The 12,949-nt window shown below is 59.8% G+C and carries 14 protein-coding genes; all 14 read right to left on the reverse strand.

The features are described from left to right. Positions 1-112: 112 nt before the first annotated feature. Positions 113-937: a c-type cytochrome biogenesis protein CcmI gene (gene ccmI, locus H2Z84_RS17330; RefSeq protein WP_181837058.1), complete on the reverse strand. Its 825-nt coding sequence runs from the start codon at positions 935-937 to the stop codon at positions 113-115. Continuing rightward, positions 934-1,392 carry a cytochrome c-type biogenesis protein gene (locus H2Z84_RS17335; protein WP_181837059.1) on the reverse strand — a complete coding sequence of 153 codons (459 nt, stop codon included), beginning with the start codon at positions 1,390-1,392 and terminating at the stop codon, positions 934-936. Before H2Z84_RS17335 ends, ccmI begins: the two co-directional genes overlap by 4 nt. After that, positions 1,389-1,934, reverse strand: coding sequence for a DsbE family thiol:disulfide interchange protein (locus tag H2Z84_RS17340; protein WP_181837060.1), 546 nt, complete (start codon positions 1,932-1,934; stop codon positions 1,389-1,391). The genes H2Z84_RS17335 and H2Z84_RS17340 overlap by 4 nt, the downstream gene beginning before the upstream one ends. Continuing rightward, the gene (locus H2Z84_RS17345; RefSeq protein ID WP_258869457.1) at positions 1,931-3,865 is read right to left on the reverse strand and encodes a heme lyase CcmF/NrfE family subunit; all 1,935 of its coding nucleotides are present in this window, start codon (positions 3,863-3,865) and stop codon (positions 1,931-1,933) included. Before H2Z84_RS17345 ends, H2Z84_RS17340 begins: the two co-directional genes overlap by 4 nt. Then, on the reverse strand, positions 3,862-4,158 hold the full coding sequence (locus tag H2Z84_RS17350; protein WP_258869458.1) for a cytochrome c maturation protein CcmE: 297 nt from the start codon (positions 4,156-4,158) through the stop codon (positions 3,862-3,864). The genes H2Z84_RS17345 and H2Z84_RS17350 overlap by 4 nt, the downstream gene beginning before the upstream one ends. 157 nt (positions 4,159-4,315) lie before the next feature. Next, positions 4,316-4,510 carry a heme exporter protein CcmD gene (ccmD, locus tag H2Z84_RS17355; RefSeq protein WP_181837061.1) on the reverse strand — a complete coding sequence of 65 codons (195 nt, stop codon included), beginning with the start codon at positions 4,508-4,510 and terminating at the stop codon, positions 4,316-4,318. Further along, positions 4,507-5,247 carry a heme ABC transporter permease CcmC gene (gene ccmC / locus H2Z84_RS17360; RefSeq protein WP_181837062.1) on the reverse strand — a complete coding sequence of 247 codons (741 nt, stop codon included), beginning with the start codon at positions 5,245-5,247 and terminating at the stop codon, positions 4,507-4,509. Before ccmC ends, ccmD begins: the two co-directional genes overlap by 4 nt. Positions 5,248-5,251: 4 nt before the next feature. Beyond that, a complete protein-coding gene (gene ccmB / locus H2Z84_RS17365) occupies positions 5,252-5,923 on the reverse strand; it encodes a heme exporter protein CcmB (RefSeq protein WP_181837063.1) in 672 nt (223 codons plus the stop codon). Beyond that, a complete protein-coding gene (gene ccmA, locus H2Z84_RS17370) occupies positions 5,920-6,540 on the reverse strand; it encodes a cytochrome c biogenesis heme-transporting ATPase CcmA (protein WP_181837064.1) in 621 nt (206 codons plus the stop codon). The genes ccmB and ccmA overlap by 4 nt, the downstream gene beginning before the upstream one ends. Next, a complete protein-coding gene (torD, locus tag H2Z84_RS17375) occupies positions 6,527-7,147 on the reverse strand; it encodes a molecular chaperone TorD (RefSeq protein ID WP_181837065.1) in 621 nt (206 codons plus the stop codon). Before torD ends, ccmA begins: the two co-directional genes overlap by 14 nt. Further along, positions 7,144-9,627, reverse strand: a complete 2,484-nt coding sequence (gene torA / locus H2Z84_RS17380) for a trimethylamine-N-oxide reductase TorA (protein ID WP_181837066.1) — start codon at positions 9,625-9,627, stop codon at positions 7,144-7,146. Before torA ends, torD begins: the two co-directional genes overlap by 4 nt. A gap of 18 nt (positions 9,628-9,645) precedes the next feature. Next, complete coding sequence (gene torC, locus H2Z84_RS17385; protein ID WP_181837067.1) at positions 9,646-10,827, reverse strand: pentaheme c-type cytochrome TorC; 1,182 nt, start codon at positions 10,825-10,827, stop codon at positions 9,646-9,648. A gap of 52 nt (positions 10,828-10,879) precedes the next feature. Continuing rightward, on the reverse strand, positions 10,880-11,035 hold the full coding sequence (locus H2Z84_RS17390; RefSeq protein ID WP_181837068.1) for a periplasmic nitrate reductase, NapE protein: 156 nt from the start codon (positions 11,033-11,035) through the stop codon (positions 10,880-10,882). 370 nt (positions 11,036-11,405) lie between these two features. Then, entirely contained in the window at positions 11,406-12,701 is a 1,296-nt protein-coding gene (gene aroA, locus H2Z84_RS17395) for a 3-phosphoshikimate 1-carboxyvinyltransferase (RefSeq protein ID WP_181837069.1), read from the reverse strand. Between the last annotated feature and the right edge of the window lie 248 nt (positions 12,702-12,949).

Below are 12,949 nucleotides of genomic sequence, written 5' to 3' on the forward strand. Positions count from 1 at the left end.
AGGGTCAAAGCGCTGCATGAAATCACGGCGCAGCTTAAATAAGTGGCTCATCTGGGTGCTTATTGGTTTTTGGTACGACATATTGTGTTTTCAGATGATGCCGATGGCAAGCTTAGTGTGGAGAGTGCGGCGGCAGCTTGTCGATGGCTTGCAGCAGCTGCCGGATATGGGCAGCGTGTTCGGCGTTGTCGCGTTCTTGTTGATAGGCCTGCTCCAATAGCGTGCGGGCCTGCTGCTGCTTGCCATTGCCCAGCAGTTGCTGCGCCAGCAGTACTTGCAGCGCGCTGTTGTGGGGTGTGCGGTCCAAGGTGGCTTGCAAGACGGGAATAGGGTCGGCCGGTTTGGGCTCCAGGCTGCTCAGGCTGAGTGCTACCGCATATTCGGTCAGCACCGTTTCGGATTCGCTGATGGCGCTGCCCAGCCGTGCATAGGCGCTGGCCGCGCCGTTGTAATTACCCTGCAGATAGTAGGCATGTCCCAGTTTGCGCCAGCCGGTCAGGTCGTATGGACGTTCCACCAGGTGTCTGGCCAGCCTGTTGATCATTGCCTCATTGCTGTCGCTTGATTGCGGCAGGAGCGGCTGCCGTAGCAGATCGGGTCTGCCCAGTGCCAGATAAGTCGTGGCGGTGAGCAGAATCACCATGGCCATGCCCAGATAGATGCCGTGTGCCCGGTAAGGCGTGGCAAGGGGCGGGATGGGGGAGCTTGCTTCGCTCAACAGCCGGCGCGCCAGTTCCTGCTGCAGTGCCTGGTATTGGGCGGCATCCAGTTCACCTTGTTGCTGCTGGTGATTTAGTTGTTGCCACTGTTCTGCCAGTACTTCTTCTGGCAGCAAGGGCGGACTGGGCTTGTTGCGTCCGCTGCCAAGCAATGGCCAGCTGAAACACAGCAGGATCAGCAACACCAGTACACCGCTGCATAGCAGCAAGCCGGTCATGTGTGGTCCTCGGTTTTATTCTGTTGCAGCAGCGCTGCCACGCGCGCCGCTTCGGCCGGGTCCAGTGGCGGGCTTGCGCTGGCAGGGCGGCGGCTGAGTTGCCACCAGAGCACGGTACCAGCCGCCAACAGCAGGCCAGGGCCGCCCCATAGCAACCAGGTATACGGTTTGACCGGTGGTTCATACAGAATGAAATCGCCATAGCGCTGGGTGAGAAAATCAATCACCTCGTCCTCGCTACGGCCTTGGGCCAGCATGGCATGTATTTCGCGGCGCAGATTGACTGCCAGCTGGGCCTGGGAGTCGGCCAGGGTTTCGTTCTGACAAACCAGGCAGCGCAGGCCCTGGGTCAGTGCCTGTTGCCGCTGCAGCAGCCTGGCATCGTCTGCCATGAGTGGTGCGGCGGCCAGCCAGCCTGAGCAGGCCAGCAGCAGGGCGGGAAGGTATCTGATCATGCTTGCAGTTTCCGGATCAGCGGCAGCAGGATGTCGCGTGCGTCTTGCGGGCTGATGCTGCCCAGATGTCGATAGCGCACGATGCCCGCCTGGTCGATGACAAAGGTTTCCGGCACGCCATAAACACCGTAGTCGATGCTGACGCGGGCATCGCGGTCCATCACCGACCACAGATAGGGATTGCCCGCCTTGGCAAGCCAGGCGCGGGCGGCATCCGGTACGTCCTGTTGGTTCAGGCCGACGATGGCCAGGCCGTCATGTTGTGCCAGCTGCATCAGGGTGGGGTGTTCGGTGTGACAGCTCTCGCACCATGAGGCCCAGACATTGAGCAGCCATACCCGGCCACGCAGCATGGCCGGGGAAAATGTTTGTGCTGGTGCATCCAGCCGCGGCAGCACGAATAGTGGTGCGGGGCGGCCTATCCAGCTGGATGGCAGTGCGTGCGGATCGCGCTGCAGCCCGTGCAGGAAAACCCATAACAGGCCGAGAAAGCCCAGCAGCGGCAAGACAAGCAGCCAGCTTTTGCCGTGTTTGGGCTTCATGATGCTGTACCTGCTCTGCGGTAGCGACGGTCGACCGCCGCCAGCAAGCCACCCAAGGCCATCAGCGCGGCACCGGCCCAGATCCAGCTGACCATGGGTTTGTAATACAGGCGTACCCCCCAGCTGCCATTGTCGATGGGATCGGCCAGCGTGGCGTAAAGATGGCTGAATGGTCCGGCTGCAATGGCGGCCTCACTGATCGGCATGTCCGGCTGTGATTGATAGCGGCGTTTTTCCGGCATCAGCACCCGCAGCGGCTTGCCTTGCTGCCACACCTGAATGCGGGCAGTGCTTGTCAAATAGTTGGGGCCCAGGCCCTGCTCGACGCTCAGCAGGCTGAACTGATAGTCGCCCAGTCGTACCGATTGGCCTATCCCGAGCTGGGTGTCGGTTTCCAATGAATAGGCAGCAGACAAGGCAATGCCGGCGGTGGTCACGGCCAGCCCGAGATGGGCCAGATGCATGCCTGCGGTCGCCATGCTCAAGCGTTTGCCACCACGCAGACGCTGCTGCAGCGCATGGACAATGCTGCTTGCTATCCACAGCGCGGAGAACACGCCTAGTACCGTTAGCACGGATGGTGGCGAAAACAGGCCGCTCCACAGCAGGGTCAGCCCGCCGCAACAGAGCAGTATCCTGCCTAGCGCGGGTAGCAGTGCTGCCAGCTTTTGCTGCTTCCAGCGCAATTGCGGGCCGAGCCCGGTACATAACAGCAGTGGCAGGAAAATGGGTAGCAATACCTGGTTGAAGTAAGGTGGGCCGACGGACAGCTTGCCCAAGTCCAGGGCATCCAGCAGCAGTGGGTACAGCGTGCCCAGCAGTACCGAGGCGGTGGCAACGCATAGCAGGATGTTATTGGCCAGCAGCAGGGCTTCGCGCGACAAGGGGGCAAACTGGCTGTCGCCGTGCAGTCTGTCCGCCCGCAGCGCATACAACAGCAAGGAGGCAGCAATGATCAGCGCCGTCAGCAGCAGAATCAGCAAGCCGCGCCGTGGGTCGCTGGTAAAGGCATGTACCGAACTGAGCACGCCGGAGCGCACCAGAAAGGCCCCGATCAGCGCGAAGGAAAAAGTGAGAATGGCCAGCAGCACGGTCCAGCGCTTGAATACGCCGCGCTTTTCTGTGGCGGCCAGCGAGTGCAGCAAGGCGGTGCCAAGCAACCACGGCATGATGGAGGCATTCTCGACCGGGTCCCAGAACCACCATCCTCCCCAGCCCAGCTCGTAGTAGGCCCAGAGGCTGCCCAGGGCAATGCCTGCTGTCAGAAACATCCAGGCGCAGATGGTCCACGGTCTGGCCCAGCGCGCCCAGGCGGCGTCGATGCGCCCGCTGAGAAGCCCGGTGATGGCAATGGCAAACACCACAGCGAAACCGGCATAGCCCATATAGAGCAAGGGAGGGTGAAAGATCAGCCCTGGGTCTTGCAACAGCGGGTTCAGCTCCCGGCCATCGACCGGAATGACCTCCAGCCGTGCAAACGGGTTGGCCGAGGCAGCCAGCAGCAGGGTGAAGCCGGCGTTGATCAAACCCATGGTGGCCAGGATCTGCGCACGCGTGACGGCAGGCAGACGCCGTGAGCACACCGCCACGACCAACGTCCACAGGCTCAGCAGCAGTGTCCACAATTGCAGTGAGCCTTCATGGCCGCCCCAGGCCGCACCCAGGCGGTAGGGGAGCGGCATGGCAGTATTGGCATTGTGTGCGACATAACGCACGGAAAAATCATTGCCGGCGAAAAGTAGCAGCAAGCAGGCAAAGCTGCCGCTCATGGCCAGCCATTGCAATAGTGCCAGCGGCCGGGCCAGCGCCAGCAGCAAGGCGTGACGGTGGTGTGCTGCATAAAACAGCAGCAGGGCCATGACCAGCGAGCACGATGCGCCGGTCAGCAATAACAGCAGGCCAAATTCGGGCAGAAACGGTGGCATCATCATTGCGGCCTCTGCTGGCTGGCAGCAGCCTGTGTCATCGCTTTCTGGGCTTCGGGTGGCAGGTATTTTTCATCATGCTTGGCCAGTACCTGCTCGGCCTGCAGCACGCCGTGTGCATCCAGCCGGCCTTGCACCACCACGCCACGTCCCTCGCGAAACAGGTCGGGCAGGATGCCACGATAGTTCACCGGCACGGCATGGGCGGTATCGCTGATGCTGAAGCTGACATTCAGGCCGCCTTCCTTGCGGCTGAGGCTGCCCTGTTCCACCAGCCCGCCCACACGAATCAACGACATGCCACTTGCCAGCCCCTGCCGTAGCTCGCTTGGCGTATGAAAAAACACCAGGCTTGCTGCGCAAGGCGTTGAGTATCAATGCGGCCGCCAGTGCGCTGACCAGCAGGCCACCGAGCAGCAGTATGAGTTTTTGCTTGCGCTTGGGATGCATGGTGTCCTATTGCCCGGTGTGCCAGCCACGGTCAGGTGCTGTGTTGGGCTGCTGGCGCAGCCTGTGGTGTAGGCTGTGCTGGCTGTGGCGCAGCCAGCACAGTTCGCCCAGTACCATGAGCAGCGCCAGCGCAACGGCACTCCACACATAAAAGCCGTAGCCGCCCATGGCCATGAAGGCGGAGAGGGAATCCCACTTCATCTGCATGCTCCTGTCAGTTGCTTCACCCAGCCGGTGTCGGCCTGCCGCTGCAGAATCAGCAGGCGCAAGCGACTGAAACTCATCGCCAGGCTATAAGCCCAGGCGGCCAGCGTCATCAGCACCAGGCCCAGCAAGACCTGATCGGACATGGCCGGTGCTTGACCCATGGTGATGGAAGGACCCTGGTGCAGGGTGTTCCACCAGCGCACCGAGAAGTAAATGATGGGAATGTTGATGACGCTGAACAGTGCAAACAGTGCGCAGGCCCGATCAGCACGGCGTGGATCGTCGATGGCGGCACGTAGCGCCAGCAGCGCCAGATAGAGAAACAGCAGAATCAGTTCGGAAGTCAGGCGGGCATCCCATACCCACCAGGCCCCCCACATCGGTTTGCCCCACAGTGCACCGCTGAGCAGCGACAGTGCCGTCATGGCGGCTCCGGTGGGGGCCAGTGCCGTCATCAGCATGAAGGACAGGCTGGTGTTGAGCACCAGACCGACGGCTGCCCAGAGTGCGATGGCCAGGTAGATGATCATCGACATCCAGGAGGCCGGTACATGGATAAAGATGATGCGATAGCCCTCGCCCTGCTGGACATCACCCGGTGCCAGCAGCAAGCCGGTAAGCAGCCCGGCCACGCCCAGCAGCAAGCTGATAGCCCACAGCGCGGGCAGGATGCGACTGATCAGCCGGTAGCAGTGTGGTGGAGAGGCATAACGTCGCCAGTTGAAAGTCATGCTGTCACTCGCAAGCCAGCCGCAGGCAGGCTGCGGTGGCTAGGGGAGAGAAGAAAACAGTCAGCAGGGTCAGCGCCAGCAGGATGGACAGCTCGGCCTCCACGCTGCGGCCGGCCTGTGCACCGGCTACCGCCAGTGCGCCAAAAATCAATACCGGCAGAAATAGCGGCAGAATCAGCAGCCCCAGCAGCATGCCGCCATTGCGCGTTCCCAGGATCAGGGCCGCACCCGGTGCACCAATGAATAGCAGTGCCAGCGTACCCAGTGCCAGCGTGCCGGCCAGCATGGGCAGTACGCTGGCCGGTAGCTCCAGCTGCAGGCCCAAGAGCGGTGAGACGATGACCAGCGGTAATGCTCCGCACAACCAGCGCGCGACGATTTTGGCACTCAAGGCCAGTGGCAAATTGAGTGGCATGAATAACAAGGCTTCCAGCGCACCATCCCGCCAGTCGCTTTCCAGCAGTTCACCCAGCAGCAATAGGCAGGCCAGTACGGCGCATACCCACAGCACGCCAGGGCCGATGGCCTGCAGCGTGGTGGCAGAGGGCGAGCTGGCCAGTGGAAACAGCGTGACGGTCATGATGAAGAAGAACAGCACATGCAGGGTTTCACCTGGACGGCGCATGGCCAGCCGGATGTCGCGCAGGCATAGTGTGCGCCACTGCTGCCAGTTCATGCGGCAGACCCCAGCCATAGTTGTGCGGTGCAGGCCGGTAGCGCTGCGTGGTGGCTCAGGATGGCGATGCCGCCGTGCCGTACATGCTGCTGCAGCATGTCCCACAGCAAGGTGCAGCCTGGTTCATCCAGTGCATTGAATGGTTCGTCCAGTACCCAGAGCGGTGCCGCACGTAGCTGCAGCAAAGCCAGTGACAGGCGCTGGCGCTGGCCTTGCGACAGGTCGGCAGAGGCTTGTGCAGCACTGGCTTGTAGTCCCCAGTGTTGCAGTAGCAAACGGATTGCCCCGGCCGATGGTGGCTGCTGATGGAGTGCCTGGCAGTCGGCAAGGTTTTCTGCCGCGCTCAAGGCATCCTTGAAGCCGGGGCGCTGGCCCAGCCAGCCAACCCGTTGGCGCTGTTCCGCACCATCTGCCGCTTGGGCTACACCTTGCCACCACAGGCTGCCGTGTTCTGCACGGGCTAATCCGGCGAGAATGCGCAGCAGCGAGGTTTTGCCGCTGCCGTTATGGCCGCGCACATGCAGAATATCGCCTGCTGCCAGTTGCAAGGACAAATGCCGGAACAGGGTATGTGCGCCTTTGCGGCAGCTAAGTTGACGTGCTTCAAACATCGGCATGTGGCAACTCTTCTGCCGCCAGCTCTTGCAGGACTTGCAGTAACAGACGGCTCAAAGCCGGATAGAAAGGTAGCTGAGCCGGCGTGTGCTGCGCCTTGCTGACAAAGCGCGGCAGCCACTGCAGCATGCTGGCGATATGTGTGGCTTCCTCACTTTCCCGTCGTGCCGTTGCCAGCCAGGACAGCAGTTCCAGTTGTAGTGCCAGGTGGTCGGCTGCTTCGGCAAACTGGCTGTCCACTCCCAGGCCAAGTGCATTCAGCTGATGTCGCATGGCCTTTTCTGCCGGGCCAAACAGCTGTGGGCTGTCGCCCTGATAGCACGAGGCATAAGGCGCTGCGCAACTGTGCAAGTCCAGCAGAAAGCTGCTGGTGAAGTCGGCTGCCAGATCCAGTTGGGCTGCCGAGCTGACACGCAAACTATCCAGCGCCCGGCGCATGTCCTGTATTTCCGTGGCGAAACCGGCCTCTTCCAGAGTGCTGAGCAAGGGTTCGGCAGCTCCGTCCAGCCAGGCTTGTAGCTGTTTTGTGCTCAGTTCACGGGCATACAAGGTGGCAAACCAGGCGTAAAGTGCCGCGCGCTGATCGGTGGAGCTAGCGGTTTCTGTCATCGGGGTAGCACCTCTTGTGGACCACCAAACGCCGTCACTGCGGGGGCGGTGCCACGAAATTTTTCTACTTGCACGACACAGGTATTGGGGCTGACTGCTTGCGCCAGCCGTGAGCTGCCAATGTCCTGGGTAAGGACATTGGGGTCGCCATAGGTATCCAGCGCGCCGACCTTGGGGCCGGTTGGCGCATACCATGCGCCTTCTTGCAGGCGTACCACGCCCGGTGGGTAGTCTGCAGAGACATGGGCGCCAGCGATGACCTGGCCGCGGTCATTGAATACCCGCACCAGATCGCCGTGCCGTATGCCGCGTTGGCGCGCATCTTGCGGACTCATGAACAAAGGTTCCCTGCCTTGGATGGCATAGCTGGCCCGCAAGATTTCCGAGTCGCATAGCTGCGAGTGCAAGCGCTTGTCGGGGTGGGCAGATTGCAGCCACAAGGGATAGCGCTGTGATTTGGGGCCGCCGTGCGAACGCTCGCTTTTTTCCATCCACACCGGATGCCCGGGGCAGTCCGGATAATTGAAGTTGGCAATCTTGCGGCTGAATATCTCGATAAAACCGGAGGGGGTGCCAAGGGCATTGAGTTCGGCATCGGCGCGAAAATCAGCATGGCGTACCCAGGGCTTGCCGGCAGGAAACAGGACATAGCCTTTTTTCCAGAACTCACGAAACGGCGGCATGGGGAATTTCTTGCTGTTTTCCTTGCGGCAGTTTTCATAGAGGAATTCCAGCCATTGCATTTCATCCATGCCACGGCTGTATTCCTTGTCGCGGCCAAAGCGCCGGGTCAGTCCTTTGAAAATTTCAAAGTCTGTTTTGGAGTTGAACAGTGGATCGACCAGCTTTTGCATGGCAATCACGCCGCGCCCGCTGTACGAACCATAGGCGTCAATGTCATTACGCTCGAATTGGGTACAAGCCGGCAGCACGATATCGGCAAAACGGCAGGTGGCTGTCCAGGTGAAATCAACCGCGACCACGGTTTCCAGCTGGCGGAACGCCTGCTTCATGCGGTTTTTGTCCTGCTGGCGATGCCACTGGTTGCAGCCGCAGTAAATGGCCATCTTGTAGGGCGGCAGTTTCACCTTCTGCCCGTTGTAGTCGATGACCTTGCCGGGCTCAAGCAGGGCGTCGATGGCGCGTGCACACGGGATGGTTTGGCTGTAGCCACGGTAATCCACGCTTTGGTACTTGGGTTTTTTGCCCGGGTCCAGATTCAGCGGGAAGGCACCGGGCATGGCGGCACCGGAGGAGGGCACACCGATGGAACTATAGTGGTGCGCATAGCTGATCCCGCCACCAGGCAAGCCAATCTGCCCCAGCATGGCGGCGAGTACCGCGCCCATCCAGAAGGGTTGTTCACCATGCTGCTGCCGTTGCATGGCCCAGCCGAAAATCAATTGCGTCCGGCCCTTGGCCAGCAGCCGTGCCAATTCCTTGATGCGCTTGGCGTCGATGCCGGTGATGCGTGCGGCCCACTCGGCGGATTTGGGTGTCTTGTCTGCGCCAGTGCCCAGCAGATAGGGCAGGAATTTCTCGAAGCCCAATGTGTAATTGTCGAGAAACTTCTGGTCGTGCAGCTTTTCGCTGTAGAGGGTGTGGGCCAGCCCCAGCATCAAGGCCACATCCGTCAGCGGATTGACATACTGCTTCTCGCAGTTGAGGTAGTTCTGGGTTTTGCTGCTGACCGGGTCGATGCTGATGACACGGATTTCCTTTTTGGCCACCTTGTGCTTGAGTTGCTCAAGATAGGCGTAGGCTTCATGTGTCTCGCAATTCCAGCCTACCTGCAGGTTTTTGATGGGATCACTACCCCAGAACACCAGGGTCTGTGTTTCCTTGAGAATGATTTCCCAACTGGTACCTTGCGAATACACCTCGGTAGACCCAAGAACGTAGGGCAAGATTACCTGGCCGGCACCGGTGGAGTAATCACCAGCAGTGGACAGCGTATGGCCGTGCATATTGACTGCACGCAGCATGTGATTGCCACAGCTGTGAAACTGGCCGGTCTGCCGCCAGCCGACCAGGCCAGTGTGCATGGCCCAGGGGCCATGGTCGCGCTGCACCCGTTCCAGTTCCTCGTAGAACATGTCCAGCGCCTGATCCCAGGTCACGCGGACAAAACGGTTGTCGCCGCGCTGGCTAGTATCGCTCAAATGGCGTTTCTTCAGCCAGTCCAGTCTGACCATGGGATAGCGGATGCGCGATGAGCTGTATACTAGGCCGATAATCCCCTGGATCATCTCGGTCGGGTATTTGTCGTATTCGAAGGGTTTGACTTCGACAATCTTCCCCCCGGCTACCCGAGCGCGGATCGCGCCCCAGTGCGAACCGCTGATACGCCATGCATCGGTTCCCTGAGCGGTACTGCTGGCCTGAGCCTCGCTGGTTCGCGGCAGCAGCAGGCTGGGGCTGACGAGTGCCGCAACAGACGTCAGCGACAGGCATTTAAGGAATTCTCTGCGAGAGTGCATGCTGTTCTGCCCTGTTGATTAATGTCCGGCTTGCTTGAAGTCTGACGAGTTGCTCTGCAAGTATTTCAGCACCAGTGCCTGGGTATCCTTGTCCATGCTGGTGAAGCCGACCATGCCTCCGAACAGCCCCGGCCAGGTATTGGCATCGAAGTGGGCCTCATCTGGCTGTTTGTGGCAGACGCTGCAGCTGGATTTGTAGCTGTCGCGGGCGACTGACCAGAGTGGGTCAATCTTTTCCACCACTTCACCCTTCTTGATCCAGAACACTCCACTGGTTTTTTGCCAGACCAGACCTGTGTTCGGGTCCTCCCTGCTCTCGGTTACCTTGATGCGCTGGGCGTCCTGCGCCACATTCTTTTCCAGTGTGGCCTGGGTGATGTTCTTGCCGAAATGGCCATACCATACGCGTCCAAAACCCTTGCTCTTGCGCCAGGCAGAGATCTCCACTTGCTGTGCGTCCCCCTTTTCTTGCAGAACTTTTACGGCAGCGGCGATTTCCAGTTTGCCCGCCGTCTGGCTGAGTGCTTCATCCAGATAGAGCGTGCGCGGGAAAACGTTGTAGTAAACGGCCCCCTCTTTGGCGCTGACACTGCTGGCTGCTTGCATCAGGCCATCGAAAGCCGGATTGCGGCTGTTACCGGTGGCTGGTTTGTGATGGGCAATGCCTTTGTGACAGTCCAGGCAGCTTTGATTACGCTGTGCCGCACCACGCATGGCTTCGCGTGAGGTTTCGCGCATTTTTTCAAAGTCCATGCTTTTGTAGTCGTGGCAGCTGCGGCACTCTTTCGAACCATTGGCCCGGAAGCGCGCCCATTCGTTTTGCGCAAGGCGCAAACGGTTTTCCTCGAATTTTTCCGGGGTGCTGATTTCGCCGGTGATATGCGACCACACTTCAACACTGGCCTTCATTTTGCGGGCCATCTTGTCGGTGAAGTCATGTGGTACATGGCAGTCCGCGCATTTGGCGCGTACGCCGGAGCGGTTGCTCCAGTGCACGGTGTCTTTCAATTCGTGCAGATTGGCTTGCATGGTGTGGCAGCCCACGCAAAATTCTTCGCTATTGGTCACGCCCATGACCGACGTGAAGCCTTGCCAGCTCAATACGCCTGCGATAAATCCCACGGTGACCAGAATGCCGAGGCCAATTTTGGCCGCAGGTCTGCAAAACAAGCTCACAAGGGCATGCCATAGCTTTTTCATCTGATATTCCAACTAGCTGATATAGGGGGAGGGCGAATGCAGCCGGACTGCGTTATGGGCCGGGAGGTCCGAGAAACAGCAGCTGCAGGCCCCAGACGGCAAAGCCATAGAGCGCCACGACGCCAACTAGCAGGATGGGAAGAAGAACAAAGGAAAGAACAAGGAGTTTTTTCCATTCAGCCATGCACATCGGATTTTTTCTGGGCATGAGATAGTTCCCCGGAGAAGTTTGACTAGCAAATCGCTGCTTTGGGTGCGGTTCATTGCACTGGCGATATTGATTGGGGAGTGTCTACCGGGAATACCCATACTGAAACTGTGCTTTTTTTCTGGCCGTGGTCTCTTGTGTGGGGCTGAATAAACTGCGTAGGTAAAAATCTGAAGTGGAAATACCTAAGGAGGAGGGCGGGATGCTGCTCGTGCAAGGGAGATGCTGCTAGCACCAGCCGGGTACGAGGTAGCCGTTGGCGATGTCGCAGGCAGGGCTAGTGCATGCCCCGGTAGCGAGCGAACTCGACTGAGGCATGCACTGCTTTGATAAAGAAACAATCATGGCGCGAGCACGCCATCGGGGTGTATCAGCGTGTGTTGTCTGCCAGTGTGGCCAGCACGGAGAAGTAATCCGGGAAGGTCTTGGCCACGCATTTCGGGTCGTTGATGATGACAGGCGCGCCCAGTAGCGAAACCAGCGAGAAACACATAGCCATGCGATGATCGTCGTAAGTGTCGATCTCGGCATCGGCGGTGAGGCTGGCAGGTGGAGTGATGCGGATGTAGTCCTGGCCCTCTTCCACCGTGGCACCCAGCTTGCGCAATTCGGTGGCCATGGCGGACAGGCGGTCGGTTTCCTTTACGCGCCAGCTTTCGATATTGCGCAAGGTAGTGGTGCCATCGGCTGCCAATGCAGCGATGGCAATGGTCATGGCGGCATCGGGGATGTGATTCAAGTCGACATCGATGGCCTTCAGCTTGCCTGTGGCAGTCGCCTCGATCCAGTTGTCGCCCATGGTGATGGCTACGCCCATCTGGCGCAGTGTGTCGGCAAACTTCACATCTCCCTGGATGCTGTTGTTGCCGACGCCTTCCACTCGGACCGGGCCGCCAGCCAGTGCGCCAGCCGCCAGGAAGTAGGAGGCGCTGGATGCATCGCCCTCGACGTGGACTTCTCCGGGCGAAATATAGTGCTGGCCACCGGGGATGACGAAGCGCTGCCAACCCTGGCGCTCAACGCGCACGCCAAAGCGCGACATCAGGTTGAGGGTGATTTCGATATAAGGCTTGGAGATCAGCTCTCCCACCACTTCGATGGTGACGGTTTCTCCCGTCAGTGGCAGCGCCATCAGCAAGGCAGTCAGGAACTGGCTGGAAACATTACCCTTGACCGGAATTACCTCGCCAGCGCGCAGGTTGGACGGGCTGATGGCAAGGGGCGGATAGCCGGGATTGCCCTGATAGCTGATCTGGGCACCGGCAGCGCGCAAGGCGTCGACCAGATCGCCAATTGGCCGTTCATGCATGCGTGCCACGCCGGAAAGCTGGTAGTGGCCCTGCATCAGTGCCAATGCTGCCGTCAGTGGGCGAAATGCCGTGCCAGCATTGCCCAGAAACAGGTCGGCGCTCTTGACCGGAAACTCGCCACCCACACCTTGCACCCGGAAATCACGGCTATTGCCCAGCTGTTCAACGCTTACACCAAGCAGGCCTAGTGCAGCCAGCATGTGGCGGATGTCATCCGAATCCAGCAGGTCGCGTACCAGCGTCGTGCCGCTGGACAGCGCAGCCAGCAGCAGGGTGCGGTTGGAAATGCTTTTGGAGCCGGGCAATTTGATGGTGCCGGCAAGGTGCGGAGTCGGAGTAAGGCGGAGCTGTTCCATGGCGTGGCGTCGAGTCTCTGTAGGTGTCGTGAATTGTCCGGGTATTGTCATCACGCGCGCTCAGTGCAGTTGCAGACAAGGCTGGCGGCGTTGCGGCCTATCACTGTAAAGGGCAGAGGGGTAACGTGCAAACTACAATCTTGTCGTCTTGCCGCTTTGTTTGCTGCGTTGCGACAGAAAATCCCGCCAAAGCCGTTCCTGCCGTTCAGCGGCTGCGTTAAAATCAACGGTTTGGCGACGGGTCAGCC

It is taken from the genome of Aquitalea aquatica, assembly GCF_013911085.1.
In the GTDB taxonomy this organism is placed as follows: Bacteria; Pseudomonadota; Gammaproteobacteria; order Burkholderiales; family Chromobacteriaceae; genus Aquitalea; species Aquitalea aquatica.